Origin of the sequence: Tardiphaga sp. 215_C5_N2_1, from assembly GCF_052076055.1 — a bacterium.
Lineage (GTDB): Bacteria > Pseudomonadota > Alphaproteobacteria > Rhizobiales > Xanthobacteraceae > Tardiphaga > Tardiphaga robiniae.
In genome coordinates this window covers 2,400,875-2,423,589 of sequence record NZ_CP197240.1, presented here as the reverse complement: position 1 = coordinate 2,423,589, position 22,715 = coordinate 2,400,875, and the positions used below count along the sequence as shown (strand labels likewise).

The 22,715-nt window shown below is 63.3% G+C and carries 18 protein-coding genes and 1 pseudogene; 11 read left to right on the top strand and 8 right to left on the bottom strand.

Annotation, left to right across the window (positions count from 1 at the left end; genetic code table 11):
- Positions 1 to 42: 42 nt before the first annotated feature.
- From AB7828_RS11620 to ppc, 3 genes are all read left to right on the top strand, one after another.
- Positions 43 to 1,041: a tripartite tricarboxylate transporter substrate binding protein gene (locus tag AB7828_RS11620; protein ID WP_439066776.1), complete on the top strand. Its 999-nt coding sequence runs from the start codon at positions 43 to 45 to the stop codon at positions 1,039 to 1,041.
- A 5-nt stretch (positions 1,042 to 1,046) separates the two neighbouring features.
- Positions 1,047 to 1,970: a DUF1932 domain-containing protein gene (locus AB7828_RS11615; protein WP_441230207.1), complete on the top strand. Its 924-nt coding sequence runs from the start codon at positions 1,047 to 1,049 to the stop codon at positions 1,968 to 1,970.
- 99 nt (positions 1,971 to 2,069) lie between these two features.
- Entirely contained in the window at positions 2,070 to 4,847 is a 2,778-nt protein-coding gene (gene ppc / locus AB7828_RS11610; protein ID WP_441232231.1) for a phosphoenolpyruvate carboxylase, read from the top strand.
- 154 nt (positions 4,848 to 5,001) lie between these two features.
- On the opposite strand, the gene AB7828_RS11605 is transcribed toward ppc, so the two are convergent.
- Positions 5,002 to 6,027 carry an SMP-30/gluconolactonase/LRE family protein gene (locus tag AB7828_RS11605; RefSeq protein WP_441230206.1) on the bottom strand — a complete coding sequence of 342 codons (1,026 nt, stop codon included), beginning with the start codon at positions 6,025 to 6,027 and terminating at the stop codon, positions 5,002 to 5,004.
- A gap of 400 nt (positions 6,028 to 6,427) precedes the next feature.
- Between AB7828_RS11605 and AB7828_RS11600 the strand changes: the two genes are divergently transcribed.
- Positions 6,428 to 7,660 carry a tetratricopeptide repeat protein gene (locus AB7828_RS11600; RefSeq protein WP_441230205.1) on the top strand — a complete coding sequence of 411 codons (1,233 nt, stop codon included), beginning with the start codon at positions 6,428 to 6,430 and terminating at the stop codon, positions 7,658 to 7,660.
- Between the two features lie 60 nt (positions 7,661 to 7,720).
- Here the strand turns inward: AB7828_RS11600 and AB7828_RS11595 are convergent, their stop codons facing one another.
- The 4 genes from AB7828_RS11595 to AB7828_RS11580 form a co-directional block, all read right to left on the bottom strand.
- Positions 7,721 to 9,022, bottom strand: coding sequence for an MFS transporter (locus AB7828_RS11595; RefSeq protein WP_439064440.1), 1,302 nt, complete (start codon positions 9,020 to 9,022; stop codon positions 7,721 to 7,723).
- Between the two features lie 235 nt (positions 9,023 to 9,257).
- A complete protein-coding gene (locus AB7828_RS11590; protein ID WP_089265108.1) occupies positions 9,258 to 10,181 on the bottom strand; it encodes an SDR family NAD(P)-dependent oxidoreductase in 924 nt (307 codons plus the stop codon).
- A 221-nt stretch (positions 10,182 to 10,402) separates the two neighbouring features.
- Positions 10,403 to 11,542: a thiolase C-terminal domain-containing protein gene (locus AB7828_RS11585; RefSeq protein WP_315843004.1), complete on the bottom strand. Its 1,140-nt coding sequence runs from the start codon at positions 11,540 to 11,542 to the stop codon at positions 10,403 to 10,405.
- A 4-nt stretch (positions 11,543 to 11,546) separates the two neighbouring features.
- Positions 11,547 to 11,960, bottom strand: coding sequence for a Zn-ribbon domain-containing OB-fold protein (locus AB7828_RS11580; RefSeq protein ID WP_120291263.1), 414 nt, complete (start codon positions 11,958 to 11,960; stop codon positions 11,547 to 11,549).
- Between the two features lie 226 nt (positions 11,961 to 12,186).
- On the opposite strand from AB7828_RS11580, the gene AB7828_RS11575 reads away from it, so the two are divergent.
- From AB7828_RS11575 to AB7828_RS11545, 7 genes and pseudogenes are all read left to right on the top strand, one after another.
- Positions 12,187 to 12,519 (top strand): AtuA-related protein, encoded by a 333-nt coding sequence (locus AB7828_RS11575; protein ID WP_441230204.1) that lies wholly within the window; start codon positions 12,187 to 12,189, stop codon positions 12,517 to 12,519.
- Positions 12,520 to 12,559: 40 nt separating this feature from the next.
- Positions 12,560 to 13,924, top strand: a complete 1,365-nt coding sequence (locus AB7828_RS11570) for an amidase (protein ID WP_441230203.1) — start codon at positions 12,560 to 12,562, stop codon at positions 13,922 to 13,924.
- 24 nt (positions 13,925 to 13,948) lie between these two features.
- Positions 13,949 to 14,638, top strand: coding sequence for a DUF2848 domain-containing protein (locus tag AB7828_RS11565; RefSeq protein WP_120291259.1), 690 nt, complete (start codon positions 13,949 to 13,951; stop codon positions 14,636 to 14,638).
- A 243-nt stretch (positions 14,639 to 14,881) separates the two neighbouring features.
- Positions 14,882 to 15,627: pseudogene (locus AB7828_RS11560) on the top strand (2OG-Fe(II) oxygenase).
- Positions 15,628 to 15,648: 21 nt separating this feature from the next.
- Positions 15,649 to 16,299, top strand: coding sequence for a DNA oxidative demethylase AlkB (alkB, locus tag AB7828_RS11555; protein ID WP_175366501.1), 651 nt, complete (start codon positions 15,649 to 15,651; stop codon positions 16,297 to 16,299).
- A gap of 81 nt (positions 16,300 to 16,380) precedes the next feature.
- Positions 16,381 to 17,625: an MFS transporter gene (locus tag AB7828_RS11550; protein WP_120291255.1), complete on the top strand. Its 1,245-nt coding sequence runs from the start codon at positions 16,381 to 16,383 to the stop codon at positions 17,623 to 17,625.
- Positions 17,626 to 17,735: 110 nt separating this feature from the next.
- Entirely contained in the window at positions 17,736 to 18,953 is a 1,218-nt protein-coding gene (locus AB7828_RS11545; protein WP_231079972.1) for an ABC transporter substrate-binding protein, read from the top strand.
- Between the two features lie 236 nt (positions 18,954 to 19,189).
- On the opposite strand, the gene AB7828_RS11540 is transcribed toward AB7828_RS11545, so the two are convergent.
- From AB7828_RS11540 to hpaD, 3 genes are read right to left on the bottom strand one after another with little or no spacing between them, the layout of a single operon-like run.
- Positions 19,190 to 20,818 carry a thiamine pyrophosphate-dependent enzyme gene (locus AB7828_RS11540; protein WP_441230202.1) on the bottom strand — a complete coding sequence of 543 codons (1,629 nt, stop codon included), beginning with the start codon at positions 20,816 to 20,818 and terminating at the stop codon, positions 19,190 to 19,192.
- Between the two features lie 15 nt (positions 20,819 to 20,833).
- Positions 20,834 to 21,703 (bottom strand): fumarylacetoacetate hydrolase family protein, encoded by an 870-nt coding sequence (locus tag AB7828_RS11535; RefSeq protein WP_120291249.1) that lies wholly within the window; start codon positions 21,701 to 21,703, stop codon positions 20,834 to 20,836.
- A 28-nt stretch (positions 21,704 to 21,731) separates the two neighbouring features.
- Positions 21,732 to 22,715 (bottom strand): 3,4-dihydroxyphenylacetate 2,3-dioxygenase, encoded by a 984-nt coding sequence (gene hpaD / locus AB7828_RS11530; RefSeq protein WP_120291247.1) that lies wholly within the window; start codon positions 22,713 to 22,715, stop codon positions 21,732 to 21,734.

Sequence of the window (22,715 nt, the reverse complement as noted above, 5' to 3'; positions counted from 1 at the left end):
ACACGAGATTGTTGCGCGATATTACAAGAGGGACGACCACCCATGCCCGTGTCTTTGCCTGTTTCCTTGCTTGCGCCCATGAAACTGGCCATCGCCACGGCGGCTGCGCTGCTGTCTTTCACCAGCCCGTCGCTGCACGCCCAGACGTTTCCCAGCAAGCAGGTGACAATCCTGGTGCCCTATGCGGCCGGCGGCGCGGTCGACGTGCTGGCGCGGACCTTTGCGCAGTCGCTGTCGAAGACCTGGGGGCAGCAGCCGGTGGTGGACAACCGTCCGGGCGCCGGCGGGATCATCGCCTCGCAGGCCCTCGCGAAGTCGCCGCCCGATGGCTACACGCTGATCCTTGTCGCGTCGGGCCATCCGCTTAATCAGTTCTTCTATCCGAAGCTGCCCTACGACACGTTCAAGGATTTCACCGCGATCAGCGAAGTCGCCTATTCGCCGCTGGCCATCGTGGTGTCGAAGGACAATCCGGCGAAGAACCTGCAGGAGCTGCTGGCGCAGGCGAAAGCCAAGCCGGACTCGCTGTCCTACGGCATGTCGGGCAATGGCACCTCGGCGCATCTTGCCGGCGAATTGCTGAACCATATGGCCGGCACGAAAATCGTCTCTATTCCCTACAAGGGCGGTGCGCCTGCGCTCACCGCGGTGATTGCCGGCGACATTCCCATGAGCATCAATCCGCTGCCCGAGATCGTCGGTCAGCTCGAAGGCGGCGCGGTGCGTGCCGTGGCGGTGACGACGGCGACGCGCTCGGCGGCGCTGCCCAATGTGCCGACGGTCGCCGAATCCGGTGTCGCCGGTTATGATACGGCGGTGTGGTGGGGATTCCTCGGACCTGCCGGCATGCCGGCCGATGTCGTGGCGAAGATCCATGCAGATCTGGTGACGGCGCTGAAGGATCCGGTGGTGCTGGCGGCGCTGAAGAAGATCGATGCCACGCCGGTCGGCTCCTCGCCCGCAGATTTCGACAAGTTCATGCATGCCGAAGCGGACAAATGGGGACCGGTGCTGAAGGCGGCAAACATCAAGGTCCAATAGGCAATATGACTGAACATTCGAACCAGTGGCACGTCGGCCTGATCGGCTATGGCGAAGTCGGGCGCATTCTCGCCGAAGACCTGCGCAAGCAGGATCTCCGCGTCAGCGCCTATGATCTCAAGCTCGACGGCGCAGATGCCGGGGCGCTGCGCGACCACGCCGAGACGCATGGTGTCACGCTCGCATCCTCGCATGCCGATCTCGCCTCACGTGCCGACTTCATCGTCTGCGCTGTTACCGCGAGCCAGACCGTGCCGGCGGCGCAGGCTTGTGTGCCGGGTCTGAAGCCGCAGGCGTGGTTTCTCGATTTCAACTCGGCATCGCCCGGCGCCAAGCAGCGTGCGGCCGTGTTGATCGATGGCGCCGGTGGGCGCTATGTCGAGGGCGCGGTCATGACCTCGATCCCGCCATACCGCATCAGGGTGCCGCTGCTGCTCGGCGGCACCGGCGCGCGCGATCTCGCGCCGCTGCTCAATGCCATCGGCTTCGATGCGCAAGTCGCCAGTGACAGGCTTGGCGTCGCCTCGGCCACCAAAATGTGCCGCAGCATCATGATCAAGGGCCTCGAGGCCATGGTGATCGAGAGCTTTACGACCGCGCGCGCCTATGGCGTCGAGGACGCGGTGATCGCCTCGCTGGTCGAGACGTTTCCGAGCATCGACTGGGAGAAGCAGGGCGCCTATTTCTTTCAGCGCGTCATCGAACACGGTCGCCGCCGCAGCGAGGAAGTCCGCGAGGTCGCCGAGACCGTCCGCGAGATCGGGCTCACGCCGTGGTCGGCCGAAGGCACGGCCGAGCGTCAGGGCTGGATCGCGGATCTCGCTGAAGACGGGCTGTTCGGCACCAAGGGCGAGGCGGGTTTCGCGCGCAGCGCCGACTGGCGCACCGAGGCGGATCGGATCTTAGGTAAGGTAAAGCCACGAAGCTGAGTTCCGGGACACTGCTGGGCGCTGCAACTTCGTCTTGCGTCGCAGCATGACTTGCGACCAAATGGGGCGCCGGCAACTTCCTGGAGCGTCCTTGTGTCCCTGACCCTGTCCACCGAAGAACCCGCATCCCAGCGCGGTGACGATCCTGCTCACCAGGAGGCCGATGCCCGGTTGCGCGAGGATATCCGGCTGCTGGGCCGCATCCTTGGCGACACCGTGCGGGATCAGGAAGGCGAGGCGGTATTCGCCCTGGTCGAGAATATCCGGCAGACTTCGGTCCGTTTTCACCGCGACGAGGACAAGCTGGCGCGGCGTGAACTCGAAGCCATTCTCGACGGCATGTCGATCGCCGAGACCGTGCGCATCGTTCGCGCCTACAGCTATTTCTCCCATCTCGCCAATATCGCCGAGGACCAGAACAATATCCGCCGGATGCGGGCGCAGCGCGCGAATGCGGCCAACGCATCGGGCACGCTGGCCCATGCGGTGAAGCGCGCGCGCGAGGCCGGCATCGACGCGGCGCTGCTCAGCAAGTTCTTTGGCCAGGCGCTGATCTCGCCGGTGCTGACCGCGCATCCCACCGAAGTGCGCCGCAAGAGCACCATCGACCGCGAAATGGAAATCGCGGCATTGCTGGACCGGCGCGAGCGCATGCAGCTCACCGCCGAGGAGATCGAGGCGTCGGAAGAGCAATTGCGCCGCGCCGTCGTCACCCTGTGGCAGACCAATCTGCTGCGCCGGAGCAAGCTGACGGTGCTCGACGAGGTCGCCAACGGACTATCATTCTACGACTACACCTTCCTGCGCGAAGTGCCGCGGCTGCATTGTGTGCTGGAAGACAGCCTGCGCGCGCAGGGCGGCGCGGCCGAACTCGGCTCGTTCTTGCGCATGGGCAGTTGGATCGGCGGTGACCGCGACGGCAATCCGTTCGTCACGGCAGATGTGATGCGCGGCACCATGATGCTGCAGAGCAGGCGCGCCTTCAGCTTCTATCTCGACGAACTTCACGCGCTGGGCGCAGAACTGTCCATGGCGGCGCATCTCGCCGATGTCTCCGATGAACTCCGCGCATTGGCCGAACGCTCCCCTGATCCGTCGCCGCACCGCGCTGGCGAGCCCTATCGTCTGGCGATCTCCGGCGTCTATGCCCGCATGGCGGCAACGGCCCATGCGCTAGAATTGCCGAATCGCCGTGCGGCCGTGGGTGATGCGCCGGCCTATGCATCGGCGCAGGAGTTCAAGGCCGATCTCGATGTGCTCGATCGTTCGCTGATCGCTGATAATTCCGCAGTCATCGCCCGCGGCCGGCTGCGGCAATTGCGCCGCGCGGTGGATTGTTTCGGCTTCTATCTCGCCAGTCTCGACATCCGGCAGAATTCCGCTGTGCACGAGCGCACCGTCGCCGAACTGATCGATGCGGCGATGCCCGGCACGTCCTATCTCGCGCTCGGCGAGGAAGCGCGCATCGCGCTGCTGACGAATGAATTGAAGAACGCGCGGCCGCTCGGCTCGCTGTTCGTCAAATACAGCGACGAGACGCTGGGCGAACTGGCGCTGTTCCGTATGGCGGCGCAGGTTCATGCGAAATTCGGCGCGGCGGCAATCCCCCAATGCATCATCTCCATGTGCAAGGGCGTCTCCGACATGCTCGAAGTCGCAGTGCTGCTGAAGGAGGTCGGGCTCGTCGATTGCTCCGGCCGCAGCGCCATCAATATCGTGCCGTTGTTCGAAACCATCGAGGATCTGCAGGCCTCTGCAGCCATCATGGACCGCATGTTCTCGCTGCATGATTATCGCAAGCTGGTCGACAGCCGCGGCGCGGTGCAGGAAGTCATGCTCGGCTATTCGGACAGCAACAAGGATGGCGGCTTCGTCACCTCGGGCTGGGAACTGTACAAGGCCGAGATCGAGCTCATCGAAGTGTTCGAGCGGCATCACATCCGGCTCAGGCTGTTTCATGGCCGCGGCGGCTCTGTGGGCCGCGGCGGCGGCCCAAGCCACGATGCGATCCTGGCGCAGCCCGGCGGCGCGGTGGATGGCCAGATCCGCATCACCGAACAGGGCGAGATCATCTCCAGCAAATATTCTAACGCCGAAGTCGGCCGCAACAATCTGGAAATCCTTGCCGCCGCAACGCTGGAAGCAAGCCTGCTGGCACCGAAGCACAGCGCGCCGCGCCGCGAATATCTCGAAGCCATGGAGGAGATTTCCGAACTGGCCTTCAAGGCCTATCGCGGGCTGGTCTATGAGACCGAGGGCTTTGTCGATTACTTCTGGGAATCCACCGTCATCAATGAGATCTCGACGCTGAACATCGGCAGCCGTCCGGCCTCGCGCAAGAAGACCCGCGCCATCGAGGATTTGCGCGCGATCCCGTGGGTGTTCTCCTGGGCGCAGTGCCGCTTGATGCTGCCGGGCTGGTATGGCTTCGGCAGCGCCATCGAGGCGTGGCTCGCCAATCATCCCGACAAGGGCATGGTCTTCCTGCAGGAGATGCACCGCGAATGGCCGTTCTTCCGCACGCTACTGTCCAACATGGACATGGTGCTGGCCAAGAGCTCCATCGCCATCGCCTCGCGCTATGCTGAGCTTGTCGCCGACCAGAAGCTGCGCGAGACCATCTTCGGCCGCATCCGCGGCGAATGGCATCTGTGCATCGAGACGCTGCTGGATATTATGGAGCAGGAGCGCCTGCTGCAAAACAATCCGCTGCTCGATCGCTCGATCCGCAATCGCTTCCCGTATCTCGATCCGCTCAACCACGTGCAGGTCGAGCTGCTGAAAGAGCACCGTGCGAATAATCCGGACGAGCAGGTGCTGCGTGGGATTCAGCTGACGATCAACGGGATCTCGGCGGGACTCAGGAACAGCGGGTAGTCGTCGAGAGGCTACGTCCTCTCCCTACGTCATGGCCGGGCTTGACCCGGCCATCCATCTTCTCCGTTGCTTGCCGCAAAGCTGGATGCCCGGGTCAAGCCCGGGCATGACGTGGAGAGAGTTGCGCGAAGCCGCTGGCTGCGACGTAGGCCCCTCAACAGAAATGCGCGCCCTGCGTTTCCACATAGACCGCATAGAGCGACTGGCTCGCCGTCATGAACAGCCGGTTACGCTTCTTGCCGCCGAAACAGACATTGGCGCAGGTTTCCGGCAGCTTGATCTGGCCGATGCGCTGGCCGTCCGGCGCGAAGATTTGCACGCCGTCATAGCCGTCGCCGACCCAGCCGGCACCGACCCAGATATTGCCTTCGGTATCGACGCGCAGCCCGTCAGGGAAGCCGGACTTGCCATCCAGCGTCATGTCGATCAGCGGCTTGCCATTCGAGAGCTTGCCGCCGTCGACGTCGTACTGCCAGACGACATTCTTGGCATTGGGATAATGCGTGATGCCGGTGTCGCAGACATAGAGCTTCTTGTAGTCCGGGCTGAAGGCCAGACCATTCGGCTTGAACGGATCGTCGGCGACCTTGTTCACCTGGCCGCTCGTGGGATCGATGCGATATACCGCTTCCTTCTGGTGCGGCTGCGTGACGCCCGGCGCCGCGCGTTGTCCTTCATAGAGATTGATGGCGCCGTAGCCGGGATCGGTGAACCAGATCGCCTTGTCGATCGGATTGACCACCATATCGTTCGGCCCGTTCAGCGGCTTGCCGTTTGCCTGTTCAGCCAGCGTCGTGACGCTGCCATTGTGCTCGAAGCGGACAAGGCGCGTGCGCTGCGCGGAAAGCTGGCGGCCCTCTGTGTCGAACGAATTCCCGTTGCTCTCCTCGGATGGATAGCGGAAGCGCTCGGAGATGTGGCCGTCATCGTCGAGATAACGCAACTGGCGATTGGCAGGGATATCGCTCCAGATCAGATACTGACCCTGTGCATTCCACGCCGGTCCCTCCGCCCACAGGCAGCCCGTATAGAGCCGCTTGATGACGGTGTTGCCGACTCTCGCCTTGAAGCGATTGGCGTCGATGACGACGATATCGGGATCGGGATAGCGCTGCGGTTCCGCGCCGCGGTTGAAATTTCGCGCCAGCGCATCGGGCGCGATCAGCGATGTCGCGGCCATTGCCGCGGCGCCGCTCAGGATTTTTCTGCGACTGAGTGAGTTGGATATTGCGGCGGGTTGAACTGCGTCGTTCGCGTCGAGCTGAGTTGGCATCGTCGTCCTCCCGGCTTTTCTGGTTTGCTCCAGTTATTGCCAGCAGTCTAAATACCGTTGCGACGGCGATGCTACACAATTCGATGCTGCCGCGCGGTCATGGCGGTGCACAAGCGCGCATCGCAGCGCAGTGAACGTTTTGATAGTTCCACGCGACCAATGGCCAAATCTCTCATACTGATGTGTGGTTCCCATGTCGTCGTTTTGCTGTCACATGCGCGTTGCAGTCGCTTCTGCAGCATTGCTGTTCGCCACATCATTGTCAGCGCACGCGGATAATGGATGTCGCCCGCCGATGGATCAGCGGATGATCGCAGGCTGTAGCGATATCATCGATCGTCCCGGCGCAACGGATGCCGAGCGCTCCGAAGCGCTTCGCCTTCGCGCCATCGGGAACTTCGAACTCGGCCATATGGAGGCGGCGCGCGCGGATTTTACTGCGTTCATCGCACTCAATCCTGATTTTGCGAAAGGCTATGGCGCGCGCGCCATGGTCCACAACCGCCTCGACGAATTCGATCTGGCTATCGCGGATGCTAACAAGGCGATCGCCCTCGATCCCACTTACTCCTCGGGCTTCGGCTCGCGGGCGAGCGCCTATGAATCCAAGGGCGATTTCGTGCGGGCGCGCGCCGACTATGACAAGGCGATTCGCCTGCAGCCGGGCAATTCGTCCTACCACCGCGGACGCGGAATGTTGCGGAAGAGATTGGCCGACATCGATGGCGCGATCGCGGATTTCTCGGAAGCCATCCGCCTCGATCCGAAAGACTATGCGGCGTTTGCATTGCGCGGCAACAGCCGTGCCGCCAAGAAAGACTACGAGAGGGCGTTGGCCGACTATGACGCTGCGCTACAGATCGAGCCCGGCGACAGCTATGCCCACCGTGGTCGCGCCGACATCAGGATTCGACGCGGCGACAATGACGGCGCGATCGCGGATTTCGATGTCGTTCTGGCCGGCAATCCGAACGACGTCGGCGCCCATGTTGACCGCGGCATCGCCTTCGCGCGCAAGGGCGATTTCGCCGGCGCGATCCCGGACCTGGATGCGGCGCTGAAGCTGAGGCCGGATGATCCCGACACCCGCAACCGGCGGTCGCATATGAACTTCATCGAGGGACATTTCGCCGAGGCTGCCGCCGATTTCGGCGACGTGGTCGAGAAGACGCCGGAATACGAGCTGGGCAAGCTGCTACGCTACATCGCGCGGGCGCGCAGCGGCGACAACGACATCGGCGAGCTGAAACGCAATACCGACAAGCTCGATCGCAAGGGCTGGCCATGGCCGATGGTCGCGGTCTATCTCGGCCAGATGAGTGGGGAGGAGATGCTCGCCAAAATGAAGAACATGCGGCTGGAGGACGACTTCGGCGATTGCGGCGTGTCGTTCTATCTCGGCCAGTATCTGATGGTGAAGCACAAGCCGCAGGAGGCGCTGCCCTATCTGAAACAGGCAGCTGAAGTGTGCCGGGGCGATGGCGAATTCGAGCGTGACGCGGCTCGCGCCGAGCTCAGGCGGCAGCAGGCGGCGCGCTGATCAATAAAAAAGGGGCAGCGTTGGCACTGCCCCTTTTTTGACGTTTGCCGGCAAGCGCGCTCAGACCTCGTGCTTGTCCGAAGCGAAGATCGCGATGAGCGTGATCGTCGCGGCGGCGAGCACGTAATAGCCGATGTAAGCGAGACCGTAATTTGCCTGCAGCCAGGTGGCGATATAGGGCGCCAGTGAGGCGCCGAAGATGCTCGCCAGATTGAACGTCATCGACGAGCCGGTATAGCGTACGGCGGTCGGGAACGGTGCCGCCAGCGCGGCGCCGATCAGGCCATAATTGACGCCGAAGATCGCCAGACCGATCAGCGCGAAGGCATAGATGCCCGCCACGCCACCTGACAGCAGCGGTGCCAGGAAAAACGAGAACACGATCACCATCAGGCAATTGGTGATCAGGAGCGTGCGGCGACCGATCTTGTCCGCGAGCAGGCCGGCCAGGATGTTGGTGGTGCCGAAAGCGACGGCGCCGGCAATCTGCACCTTGAGCGCATCGAGCAACGTCATCTTCACGACGCCGACATTGTAGGACAACAGATAGGCCGTGCAGACATAGAAGAACACGAAGGTCATCAGGCCGACCAGCGTGCCGAGCACGAGGCTGCGCTTGTGCTTGCGCAGCAGCTCCATGCTGGGGACGGCAACGCGCTCAGCCTTCTCGATGGCCTTCTGGAATTCCGGCGTCTCGGTGATCGACAGGCGCACCCACAGGCCGATGGCGATCAGCACGATGGAGGCGAGGAACGGCACGCGCCACGCCCAGCTCAGGAACGTTTCCGGCGAGACGAAGTGCAGCAGAATGAAGAACGTGCCGGACGACAGGAACAGGCCGAGCGGCGCACCGAGCTGCGGGAACATGGCGTACCAGTTGCGCTTGCCTTCCGGTGCATTCTCGGTGGCGAGCAGCACTGCGCCGCCCCATTCGCCGCCGAGTCCGAAGCCCTGACCGAAACGGCACAGCACCAGCAGCAGCGGCGCAGCGAGGCCGATCTGCGCGTGAGTCGGCAGCAGGCCGATCAGCACGGTCGAAATGCCCATGGTCAGCAAGGCTGCGACCAGCGTGGTCTTGCGGCCGACGCGATCGCCGAAATGGCCGAACACGACGGCGCCGAACGGACGCGCAAAGAACGCGATCGAGAACACCGCGAAGGACGCGAGCAGCGCGGCGGTGTCGTTGCCGGCCGGGAAGAACAGTTTTGGAAACACCAGCACCGCGGCGGTGGCATAGACGTAGAAGTCGAAGAATTCGATCGTGGTGCCGATCAGGCTCGCCAGCAGAACGCGGGCGGGGGAATTCAGCGGCTTGGAATGCGGCATGGCCGCGGAGGGCATCGCGCCCGCGTGATCTGTCATGATGTTCGTCCAGCAAATGCGGTTTCGTCCGCACATGCGTGACGTCAAACCCGTTGATTGCTGGTGACATAGCCGGTCTTGGCCGGCGTTTGAATTCTTTATGACGAAATTAGCGCGATCTCGGGTCAGATAAGACCGCTATGCATAGCTATTTGAGTAATATTGTTTCGTTTTAAATTCTGGGTTGTAGAAATCGGCTCACGGGAGTGATGCTCCCGCGAGCCGACTTAAACGCTTAGACTGGATCCCAGCTGAAAATGTCAGCCGAGCGGTCGAGCTTGTAGAAGGACGACTTCAGCGCCGGCATGCCGTGTTCGGCGAGGCTCTGCGGGGTCCAGCCTTCGGCGCGGTGGATGGAGCGCAGCGGGCGCGACTGGCCCATCAGGAAGATCTCGTTCATGCGCGCGGCAAAGATCTGTCCGGAGATTTCCTTGGCGTCGTCGGAGAGCAGATGCGCCACCAGCGGCGCGATCTTTTCCGGACCCATGCGCTGCATGCGCTCGACGCGCGCCTTCTCGGCTTCGGTCTCGGTCGGAATGCTGCCGATCATGCGGCTCCAGGCGAAGGGCGAGACGCAGTTCGAATTGACGCCGAAGCGGCCCATGTCGAGCGCGATGGACTTCGACAGGCCGACGATGCCGAGCTTGGCCGCCGAGTAATTGGCCTGGCCGAAGTTACCGATGAGACCGGAGGTCGAGGTGAAGTGCACGAACGAGCCGGAGTTCTGCTCGCGGAAATATCGCGCGGCAGCATGGGATGTATAGAACGAGCCCATCAGATGGACCTTGATCACCATCTCGAACGCATCGATGGACATCTTGTGGAAGATCGCGTCGCGCAGAATGCCGGCATTGTTCACCACGCCGTCGATCTTGCCATAGGTGTCCACGGCCTGCTTGATGATCTTGCTGGCCGGGATCGCCTCGGCGACCGACTCGAAATTGGCAACGGCGGTGCCGCCGGCCTTGGTGATTTCCTCGACGACCTGTTCGGCCGGTGCCGCGCCGTCGCCGCCCGAACCGTCGGTGCCGACGCCGGGATCGTTGACGACAACCTTGGCGCCTTCAGCGGCGCAGAGCAGCGCAATGCCACGGCCAATGCCGCGGCCCGCGCCGGTGACGACAATGACCTTGCCGTCGAGTGATTTGGTAGATGCCATGTGGTTTTCCTTTTGGTGGTGTGATTGATGTTTTCTAACCTCTCCCCGCCGGGCGAAGCGAAGCTTCGCTCGGCGGGGAGAGGTCGTCCCGGCGAAGCCGGGGCGGGTGAGGGGGACTATCCGCTTGCTCCGTGCTTGCGGATAGTCCCCCTCATCCGTCTCGAACGCGCTTCGCGCATTCGAGCCACCTTCTCCCCGCAAGCGGGGAGAAGGCACCGCGTTTACTTCTCGTTCGTAAAAATCACCGTGCCCGACGCGGCGAACATGCCGCCGACGCCGTGACAGACTGAAATCTTCGCGCCCGGCACCTGCGCCGGTGCGATGCCGCGCATTTGTCGCACGCTCTCCTGCAGCGCATACATGCCGTACATGCCGGAATGCATATAGCTGAGGCCGCCGCCATTGGTGTTCATCGGCAGCTTGCCGCCGGGGCGGGTGTTGCCATCCGCGATGAATTGGCCGGTTTCCTCATGCGGCATGAATCCGAGATCGCCGAGACCATACAGTGGCAGATGCGCGAAGGCGTCGTAGATCATCAGGTGATCGACGTCCTTGTGCGCGATTCCTGCCTCGCGGAATGCGGTCGGTCCGGCCACGGTGAAAGCGCGCGATGAATCGAAGGTCTTCATCTGGCTGACCATCGGCGTTTCCACGCTCTCGCCGGTGCCGAGAATATAGACCGGCTTGTTCGGGAAATCCTTGGCGCGATCCGCCGAGGTCAGGATCAATGCGCCACCGCCATCGGTGACGAGGCAGCATTGCAGGATGCGGAACGGATAGGCGATCATCTTCGAGTTCAGCACGTCCTCGACCGTGATCGGCGCCTTCATCATGGCGCGCGGATTCTTCGCGGCCCATTCACGCTGGAACACGGCGACCGACGCGATCTGCTCGTGGGTGATGCCGTGCGTCTTCATGTAGCGCAGCACGGGGATCGGGAACATGCTCGGCGGACCGTAGACGCCATAGGGCGCCTCGAACTGGCCCTGCAGGCTGTCGGCCGGAATCGAGCGCGGCAGTTTGCCGATCATCGACTTGCCGGACTCCGCGTGCGTGATCAGAACCGTCTTGCACAGGCCGGCCTCGATCGCCGCGGCCGCGTGGCGAACATGCAGCATGAACGAGCAACCGCCGACGGATGTACCGTCGACCCAGGTCGGCGTGATGCCGAGATAATGCGCGATCTGCTGCGGCGTCTCGACGGCCGTGGCGATGCCATCGATGTCGGACAGTTTTAGCCCGGCATCCTTGATGGCATTGAGGGCCGCATCCGCGTGAAGCTGGATCTGCGACATGTTGGGGATGACGCCGAGCTCGGTGGTCTCGGCTGCGCCGACAACGGCGACTGCGTTTCTGCGCATGATCTCAGCCCTTCGCCGGGCGGAATACGGGGAGGGTGATGGCGTCGTCGAGCTTCTCGAAGGCGACCTCGAGCTTCATGTCGAGTTCGAGCGCTTCGGGCGTCTGCGGGCAATCGATGATGTTGCTCATCAGCCGCGGACCTTCTTCAAGCTCGACCACGGCAATCGCGTAAGGCGGCGTGAAACCCGGCGCGGCGGGCCGATGATTGATGACGTAGCTGTAGAGGAAACCCTTGCCCGAGGCCTTGAACACCGAGACCTTGCGCGAGGCGCAGCCGGGGCAGAACGGCCGCGGCGGAAAATACACATTGCTGCAATCGTCGCAGCGCTGCAGGCGGAGTTCGCCGGCTTTTGCGCCGTCCCAATAATGCTGGGTTTCCGGTGTCGGTTTCGGCCGCGCGCGGGCTGGTTCAGCCATGTGTGGTGTTCTCTCCCTTGGACGGGGATTTGGCCCCGTTCGTTGTCCTCTGGATGGACATTCCACATTCCACCGGGGGCGGTCCAGCGCGCGTGCTGCATGGCCGTATCTGCTCACTGCGGGACGGCACGGAATTCGAATTGGAATTCCGGTTGAAATACGTGCGAGGCTTGTCCCGCTGCAACCAGGCAGGGTAGGTTGGTACGGATGGTTCAGGGAGCATGACGTGAAGCTGCGCGAGATCGCCCACTCCCGCACAGGTGACAAAGGCAACATTTCCAACATCTCGGTAATTGCCTTTGACGCAAAGCTATATCCGTTGATAGTATCGCAGGTGACCGCCGCGCGCGTGAAGGCCCTGTTTGCGGGCATCGTCGCGGGCGAGGTGGTCCGCTATGAACTGCCCAATCTGGCGGCCGTGAATTTCGTCATGGATCAGGCGCTTGGCGGCGGGGTGACGCGATCGCTGGCGCTCGATGCGCATGGCAAATCGCTCAGCTCCGCGCTGCTCGATCTGGAAATCGAGGACACTTTCGGCGATACCGACCGGGCGCCGTGACCACCTGCGGGTCCGGCAAGACACACAGGATGCCGCGACCATGAGCAACGACTTCCACCAGACCGCACCGACCCTCGCCAGCCTGGCCGCCGCCCTTGCCGCCGGTCGGACCACGTCCCGCAAACTGGTCGAAGCCTGTCTGGCCAAAATCGCCGATCCGAACGGCGAGGGCGAGCGCACCTTCATTCACGTCGACAAGGACGCAGCGCTTGCCGCCGCCGATGCGATGGACGCGCTGCGCAAGGTCAATGCCGCGCCGTCGCGCTTTGCCGGCATTCCAATCTCGATCAAGGACCTGTTCGACATCAAGGGACAGGTGACCCGAGCCGGTTCGCGCGCGCTGGAAGATTCCGCGCCGGCCGATGCCGATGCGCCCACCGTCGCGCGCCTGCGCCGCGCCGGCTTCGTGGTGATCGGCCGCACCAACATGGTCGAATTCGCCTATTCCGGCATCGGCACCAATCCGCATTACGGCACACCCAAGGGCGCGTGGAAGCGCGAGGTCGGTCATGTTCCTGGCGGATCGTCGTCGGGCGCCGGCGTCTCCGTCCTCGACGGTATGGCGCATGCGGCGCTGGGCACCGACACCGGCGGGTCCTGCCGCATTCCCGCGGCCTTCAATGGCATCGTCGGCTACAAGCCGACGCAGCGCCGCGTGCCGCTCGATGGCGCCGTGCCGCTGTCTTTCACCCTCGACAGCATCGGTCCTCTCGCGCGTTCGGTCGCCTGCTGTGCGGCGATGGATGCGGTGCTCGCCGGCGAGCCCGAGTTTGAACTCACCCCGCGCCCCATCAAGGGCATGCGTCTCGCGGTGCCGACCACGCTGGCGATGGACGATCTCGACCCCGTCGTCGCAACCGCCTTCGAACGCGCGCTGAAGAAGCTCGCCGACAAGGGCGCGATCATCGAGCGCATCGAGGTGCCTGAATTCAATGATATCGCACCGATGAGCACCAAGGGTGGCTTCACCGCTGCGGAATCCTATGCCTGGCATCGCTATCTGCTCGCCAGCAAGGGCGACGTCTATGATCCCCGCGTTGCGCTGCGCATCCAGCGCGGCGAGACCCAGAATGCCGCCGACTATCTCGATCTGCTGCCGATGCGCCGCTCGCTGATCGCACGCACTGAAAAGCGCATCGCGCCTTACGATGCGCTGGTGCTGCCGACCTGCGCGATCACGCCGCCGTCGATTGCCGACATGGAAGACGACAAGGTGTTCTCCAAGCAGAACCTGATGGCGCTGCGCAACTGCACGCTGATCAACATGATCGACGGCTGCGCCATTTCGTTGCCGATCCACGCAAAGGATGAAGCGCCTGTCGGCCTGATGCTGGCTGCCGCCGGCGGCTCCGACCGTCGCATCTTCGAACTCGCCGCGGGCATCGAAACCACCGTTCGCGGTTAATCTCTAAAACCTGAGGATACACGCATGACCACCGAGATCGCGTTCACGCTGGACGCAAAAGGCACCAAGACGCCGCTGACGCTCAAGATCACCCAGGGCGTCATCGCCGGCTGGACCGGCCGCGATCCCGTCGCGCGCGATCATCACATCAAGGAACTCGAGGCGCTCGGCATCGCGCCGCCGGCCTCGACGCCGATCTATTACCGCTGCTCGGCGCGCCGCTTCACCACCGACGGCATGATCGAATGCACCGACGAGAATTCATCGGGCGAAGTCGAATTCTGCCTGATCGCATCAGGCGGCAAGACCTATGTCGGTGTCGGCTCCGACCATACCGACCGCAAGGTCGAGACCTACAACATCACCGTGTCGAAGCAGATGTGCGACAAGCCGATCGCGCCGGTTGTGTGGGAGCTGTCCGAACTGCTGCCGCACTGGGACCAGATCATCCTGCGCTCCTGGGCGACCATCAAGGGCGAGAAGGTTCTCTACCAGGAAGGCCTGCTGAGCGGCATGTTGCCGGTCGCCGAGCTGATCAAGAAGGGTTTTGGCGGCGACACGCTGCCAGACGGCACGGCGATGTTCGGCGGCACCTTCGCCGCCAAGGGCGGCATCCGTCCGGCCGATCGTTTCGACTACGAGATTGAGGACCCCGTGCTGAAGCGCAAGATCAGCCATGGGTATGATGTGAAGACATTGCCGGTGGTGGGGTAACGATACACTCGTCATTCCGGGGCACGCGCGCCTTCGCGCGTGAACCCGGAATCCCGAGATGGCTTCAAGCTCGGTGACTCTCATTTCGAGATTCCGGGTTCGGTCCCGCCGCCTGCGGCGTCGGCCCGCCCCGGAATGACAGCGTGGCGCGTCCAGAAATCGGGTGGTTTCACCCGCCCATCTCCCCAAAATGGCCAACAGGCCATGACACCTTGATCGCGGCCGGATGACGGAGGCGATGACATGGTTTCACTCGTGAAGAAGCGCCCGGAAAACAATGACGCCACGCCGCAGGCGCGCATCGACGCCATCGACTGGCAGCGCATCTCTGCCGATCTCGACGCCCAGGGCTGTGCGGTGTTCGAGAAACTGCTCACGCCCGATGAGTGTCGTCACCTCGCATCGCTCTATCCCGACGATTCCCGTTTCCGCAGCCGCATCGTCATGGGCCGCCACGGCTTCGGCCGCGGCGAATACAAATATTTCAACTATCCGCTGCCCGATCCGATCGTCGGCCTGCGTCCGGCGCTCTACGGACCATTGAGCGCGATCGCCAATCGCTGGAATAAGACGGTGGGGATCGACGTGCGCTTTCCCGCCGATCACGCCGCGTTCCTCAAGCGCTGCCACGGTGCCGGCCAGACCCGGCCGACGCCACTGTTGCTGCAGTATGAAGCTGGCGACTACAATTGCCTGCATCAGGATCTCTATGGCGAGCATGTGTTTCCGCTGCAGGTCGCGATCCTGCTGTCGGAACCCGTGAGGATTTCACCGGCGGCGAATTCGTGTTGACGGAGCAACGGCCGCGCATGCAGTCGCGCGCTGAAGTGGTAGGCTTGCGGCAGGGCGATGCCGTGGTGTTCGCCGTGCATCACCGGCCGGTTGCCGGCACGCGCGGCAGCTACCGTGTCAATCTGCGCCATGGCGTCAGCCGGGTGAAGTCGGGCCGGCGCCATACGCTCGGGGTGATCTTTCACGATGCGAAGTGATGGGACGACTGAACAACCGCGATGACCGACCTGTTCGCCGATATCAGGGATGACCAGCCTGCGTGCGAAGAGCTCGCCGAGGGAGCCGTTCTGCTGCGCAACTTCTTCGCCGCCGAACAGCCGGATGTAATCGCCGCGCTGCGTATGATCGTGAAGGCGGCGCCGTTCCGCCATCTGGTCACGCCGGGCGGTCACACCATGTCGGTCGCGATGACCAATTGCGGCCGTGTCGGGTGGGTGTCGGATCCCCGGGGCTATCGCTACGACCCCGTCGATCCCGACAGCGGTAAGCGATGGCCCGAGATGCCGGTGCCGTTTCGCGATCTCGCCGCGCGCGCGGCGGTTCAGGCCGGCTTCGAGGCCTTCGTGCCGGATGCCTGTCTCATCAATCGCTACAAGCCCGGTGCCAAACTCTCGCTGCACCAGGACAAGGACGAGCTGGATCTGCGCGCCCCCATCGTCTCGGTCTCGCTCGGCCTGCCGGCGACATTCCTGTTCGGTGGTTTCACCCGCAGCGCGCCTCAGAAGCGCTATCGTCTGACCCATGGCGACGTCGTGGTCTGGGGCGGCCCGGCGCGGCTGGCCTATCACGGCGTCGCGCCGCTGCCGGACGGCGAACATCCGGTCATGGGCGGCCAGCGCATCAACCTGACCTTCCGCAAGACCTGCTGAACGAGACCTGTTGAGCGCTGCGTGTTGAACGCTTTCCTTGGCTGCCGCGACCATTCTATGGTCGGGTGGGGCGAGGGGACCATGAGCGAGCAGGAACGAACCGGCACACAGGCCGCCACCAGCAATGGCGCGGGCGTCTATCTCGCCGTTCTGCAACTGGTCTTCACGCTGGGCTGGGTCACCTATGTGATCTATCTGCCGAAGCTTGTCGCCGATGTCGGCATTGCGCCGACCGTCGTGATTGTCATCCTGATGCTCGATCAGGCGATTTTCACTGTGACCGATACGGCGATGGGTCTGGTCGCTGACAGGATCGCGCGCGTGGTCGGGCGGCTCGGTCTCATTGTCGGCATCCTGACCGCGGTGTCCTGCGCGGCCTTCGTCGCGCTGCCTTTCGTCGCCGGGCAGGGACCGAAGGCGCAAGTCGCGCTCATTGTATTGATCGTGATCTGGTCGGCGACATCCTCCGCCTTGCGCGCGCCGCCGCTGACATTGCTCGGCAAATATGCCGCGCGCCCGTCGCGGCCGTTTCTCGCTGCGCTGGCCATGCTCGGCTATGGCGTCGCCGGTGCGCTGGCGCCCTATCTCGGCGCGACATTGCGCGGCGTCGATCCGCGGCTGCCTTTCGTTGTTGCCGGCGTGGTTTTGCTGATCGTGACGCTGGCGCTGTCGCGCGTCGAGCGGGGCCTCGTGCAGGTCAGCGCCCGTGAGGCAAAGGCTTCGCCGGCGCAAGGCAAGGCGCTCGGCCGCATGCCCATGCTGTTCATCGCTGCCATGGTCATTCTCGCGCTTGGTTTCCAATTGCATTTCAGCATCAACAGCGCGCCGATGTTTCTGCGCTTCGCCAAGCCGGCCGATCTCGAATGGCTGATGCCGATATTCTGGATCGGCTTCAACATTGCGATGTTTCCGGCCAGCGCGGTGGTCAAGCGTCAGGGCGGCATCGTCGTCATTGGCGCCGCCGGATTGCTCGGCGCGCTTGCGGTGATCGGCGCGGAGTTCGCTGCCAATCTCAACATGCTGATCGCGGCGCAGTTCATCGCCGGCGCGGCATGGGGCTGCATGATGATGAGCGCGGTGTCGGCGGCAATGGCGATCGGCGAGACCGGCGCGGAAGGCAAGGTCATCGGTCTCGTCTTCTCGGCGCTCGCGCTCGCGACTTTCGCACGCATGGCTGCGGTCGCCGGCGGATTGCAGAAGCTGCCGGACTATGCGCCGCTGTTGCACTGGGCGCCCATCGCGTGCTGGGCTGTGGCCGGTGCTGGACTACTGGCACTCGCTGCGGTTCGGCTGCAGCGGCGGAGCGCATCGATACCAGTCGTCTGATGCTTTCCGTACGTCGGAATTCGATTTAATCGATCGATTAAATTTCGCTGGCCAAGGCATTCAGCCGCCATTACGCTTTCCTCAATAAAAACCAGAACGAGGAAACGACAATGACCCGAATGGGCATATTGGCTGCCATTGCTGTTGCTTGCCTGAACGGTTCGGCGCTTGCCGAACCCATCACCAAACCTCTCACCATCGCCGTGCTGAACGATAAGAGTTCGGTATTCTCCGATGCCGGCGGCACCGGCAGCGTGGTTGCGGCGCAGCTTGCGATCGACGATGTCGGCGGCAAGGTGCGTGGCCTGCCGGTGAAACTGCTCGGCCCCGATCATCAGAACAAGACCGATATCGGCGTATCGCTGGCGCGCGATCTCTACGATCAGCAGGGCGTCGATGCGATCTTCGATATCGGCAATTCCGCGATCTCGCTGGCGGTGCAGAACATGGCGCGCGAGCGCGGCAAGGTGCTGGTGCATGTTGGTTCGGCCACGGCCGACGTGTTCGGCAAGCAATGCGCGCCGACCGCCGCGATGTGGCTCTACGACACCTATTCGCTGGCGCAGGGCATCGCCAAGGCCGTGGTCAAGCAGGGCGGCGATACCTGGTATTTCATCACGGCGGATTATGCATTCGGCATCGCCATGCAGGCGGAAGTCTCGAAAGTGGTGGAAGCTGCCGGCGGCAAGGTCCTCGGTGCGGTGAAGCATCCGGTCGGCACGATGGATTTCTCGTCGTTCCTGCTGCAGGCGCAATCCTCTGGCGCCAAGGTGATCGCGCTCGCCAATGCGTCCGGCGACACCGTCACCAATATCAAGCAGGCGCGCGAATTCCAGATCGGCGAGGGCAAGCAGAAGCTCGCCGTGCTGATCTTCTATCTCACCTCGGTGAAGGCGCTAGGCTCGGAGGCCACGCAAGGCGTGCAGTATCTCGAAGGCTATTACTGGGACAATGACGACAAGAGCCGCGAATTCGGCAAGCGCTTCATGGCCAAGCACGGCAAGATGCCGACCCATGCGCAGGCTGGCGTCTATAGCGCGGTGAAGCATTATCTGCGCGCTGCGGAAGCCGCCAACGAGAATGACGGTCTGAAGGTGATGCGTCAGATGAAGGCGATGCCGGTGGATGATTTCTTCGCGCCCGGCGCCCGCGTACGCGAGGACGGCCGGCTGATGAACGACATGCTGCTGGCGGAAGTGAAGAAGCCGTCGGAGGTCAAAGGCGAGTGGGACCTGCTCACCATCAAGGGCAAGGTGAAGGCCGAAGACATCATGCGGCCGATCGCGGATGGCGGCTGCATGCTGCTGGATCCGCCGGTGAAGCAGTAACGCGCTAACCTCTCCCCGCATTTGCGGGGAGAGGTCGACGCGCCTTTCGATGCGCAGCATCGAGGGGCGCGGCGGGTGAGGGGCATCCACTGCAGTCGCTGCGAACTATTCCTCTCGGATCGCACATCTTCGACCCGACAGGTTGAGCATGTGTCCTCTTTCTTGCCTCGCCCCTCACCCGACCGTCTTCGCTACGCTACGCCGGTCGACCTCTCCCCGCGCAGAGCGGGGAGAGGTTAAGAAGGCTTCTTCGGATGAATGAACGCCCACGGACTGACTTCCGAATCGCGCGGGACGTCGATCGCGATCAGATACGGCCCGCCATCGGCCAGTGCCTTTTCCAGCGCCGGCTTGAACTCCGCCGGTGACGTCACCCTGATAGCACCGACGCCGAATGACTCCGCGAGCTTGACGAAATCCGGATTGACCAGATCGGCGGCCACTACGCGGCCGTCGAACACCTGCAACTGGTCGCGGCGGACATTGCCATAGGCATTGTTGTTGAACACCAGCGTCACCACGCCGATTTTGAACTGCACGGCCGTCGCCAGTTCCTGCACCGCGAACATGAAGCCGCCATCGCCAGTGATCGCCACGACCGGCCGGTCCGGCTGCGCGACCTTGGCGCCGAGCGCTGTGGGAAAGCCCGAGCCGAGCGTGCCCTGATAGCCCGAGGTGATGAAGGTGCGCGGCTGGTAGACCGGAAAGCCGAACCATGAGGTGAAGCCGACTTGCGACAGCTCGTCGGTGACGATGGCGTTGTCCGGCAGCACGTCGCGCAGGATGTCGAGATAGGCCATCTGTGGCTGGATCGCCTGGATATCTTCTCGCGCTTTCGCCGAGACGGCACGGATGGTCTCGCGGCGGCCCGATGTCTTCGTGTAACCGGCCTTGCTTACGGCGGCGACGAGCGCGCGTGTTCCTTCTGTCGCATCGGCGACGATCGGCGCATCGACGGTGAGGCGCCTGAACTCGACCGGATCGATGTCGATACGGATGGACTTGATGCCCTCCGGCCGGAACGGCCAGCGGAACGTGGTCGGCAATTCCATCCGCGAGCCGATGCCGATCATGAGATCGGTCTGCGGCCACAGATTATAGGCGGCCGCCATGGTGAGGCCGAGCTCATGGGCATTGCTGACGATACCGCGCCCCGAGCGGAACGCGACCACGGGCGCGTCGATCATCTCGGCGAGTGCGAGAATGGCATCGCCTGCATCCATCGCGCCGGCGCCGACGAAGATCATCGGTGCCTTGGCGGCCTTGATCAGCGCAGCGGCGACCTTGATCCGATCGGGATCGGGCGAGGGCGCGGCGAACGGCTCAAGCGTCGTCGCGGCGGCGGTTTCCGCGCGCTGCGTGAACACGTCCCACGGCATTTCCAGCGCCACAGGACCGCGGCGGCCGGACATCATCTCCCGAAATCCGCGCGCCACTTTTGTCGGCGCGTCCGCGGGATAGTCGATGCGCTCGGCCCATTTCACGAAACTGCGCAGCGTCGCGAGCTGGTCGGGCATCTCATGCAGATGACCGCGGCCTTTTCCAAGATAATCGGACGGCACCTGACCGGTGAGGCACATCACCGGCTCGTTGCAGCCGAAGGCGGTGAGCATCGCCGCGCTGGCATTGAGAATGCCGGGGCCGGGCACCACGCTGAACACGCCGGGCTTACCCGAGGCGCGGGCATAGCCGAACGCCATATAGCCGCAGGCCTGTTCGTGGCGCGCGCCGATGACGTTCAGCTTCGCCTGATGAAAGGCGTCGAACAGGCCATAGACCTGCGCGCCGGGCAGGCCGAAGATCGTGTCGACGCCGTGCGCCTTGAGCCCGCTGACGATGGCTTCGCCACCGGTGAGAACAGTCATGCGTATTCCAATCCGTTAGTGTTCGTCGACGACGCCGTTGCGCAGTGTGCCGATGCCGTCCGCTTTGATCTCGATCACATCGCCAGGGACAAGATAGCGTGGCGGATCGAAGCGCGCACCGGCGCCGGTCGGCGTGCCGGTGACGATCACGTCGCCGGGCACGAGTGTCGTGAAGGTCGAGATATAGCTCAGGAGATAGCGGAAGCCGAACATCAGCCGCGAGGTGCGATCGTCCTGCCGCAGCTCGCCGTTGACATGGGTGGTGAGGCGGATATCGGCGATCTGGCTTTCGTCGCTATAGGGCACGATCCATGGGCCGAGGCTGCCGGTGGCATCGAAGTTCTTGCCTTGGGTGACGTTGAATTTGGCGTGCCGCACCCAGTCGCGGATGGTGCCTTCGTTACAGAGCGTCAGCGCGGCGATGTGATCCAGCGCATCGCCCTCGGCGATGTGGCGCCCGGCCTTACCGATCACCAGCACGACTTCGCCTTCATAGTCGAGCTGCCTCGATACGCGCGGGCGCACCAGCGGCGCCTCATGTCCGACGAAGGAGCGCGGCGTGCGCATGAACATCGAAGGATATTTCGGCGCGTCCTGACCGTCCTTGTATTCGGCATTGCGGTCCGGATAGTTGACGCCGATGCAGATGATCTTTTCCGGGGCCGGGATCGGCGGCTGCCAGGTGATGGCGTCCAATGCGAAATCGGCGGGCTGATTGGCCGCGGCATCGGCGAGGCGATGCAAGGCGCCATGCGCGATGGCTTCACGCAGCGTCGGATAATCCCCGCCGTAGCGCGCGGATAGATCGACGATCCCATCGTCAGTGACGGCGCCGTATTTCAGGGCTCCGTTGACGGTGAAGGTGGCGAGGCGGGAGTAGGTCATCGCGCGTGTTCCTCACACTCTATTGTCATCAATCCGCAATCGTCACATCCGCCACGAAAGCCGGCTCACGCACGGCCTGCCCATTGAACGGCGAGCCTTGTTCAAACCACGAGCGCGGGGCAGGCGCGCCCCAAAGAGTCTGCCGGCGTGGGTCCTTCAGCGACCAGCGCAGCGGCTCGTGGTCGGTGTCCATGGTCTGGTAGTCTGACGTGTAGAGTTCGAGGCGATGGCCGTCGGGATCGCGCACATAGAGGAAGAACGCATTGGAGATGCCGTGGCGGCCGGGGCCACGCTCCAGGTTCTTCAGATAGCCCGATGACGCCATCACGTCGCAGAGATGCAGGATGTTCATCGCGGTCGGCACCCAATAGGCGAAGTGGTGCAGCCGCGGCCCCTTGCCATTGGTGATGGCGAAGTCGTGCACATTGCCCTTGCGATGCATCCAGGCGGCGGCGATGCGGCCATTGTCGCCGTCTTCTTCGCCATATTCGGTCAGCCGGAAGCCGAGCCGCGCATAGAAGTCGACGGTGTCCTGCACCTCGGCGGCGAAGACGTTGAAATGATCGAGCCGCTGCGGATGGCAACCCTTGTAAAGATCGAAGCGGCGGAGCAGATGCGGGCGCTTCTCCATGGTCGCATAGAGTTCGATCTGGAAGCCGAACGGATCGGTGACATGCATCGTGCGGCCCTGGAACGGGCGCTCGACGAAGGAATAGACGATGCCGTTGGCGGCGAACCAGGCGGCGGCCTTGTCGAGATCGCTCTCGCTGGCGACGCGGAAGCCCAGCCGATGGCACGCCGATGTTGCTGCCTTGCGCAGCACCAGGGAGTGATGCTGGTGCTCTTCCACGGCACGCAGATAGACGGTCTCGCTGTCGGCATCCTCGACATGCAGGCCGACGGCATTCGCATAGAAGTCGCGGCTGGCCTTGAGATCGACGACATCCAGCACGACGTGGCTGGAGCGCAGGATATTGAAGGGCGGATCGAACACGTGGGTCGGCACGGGCAT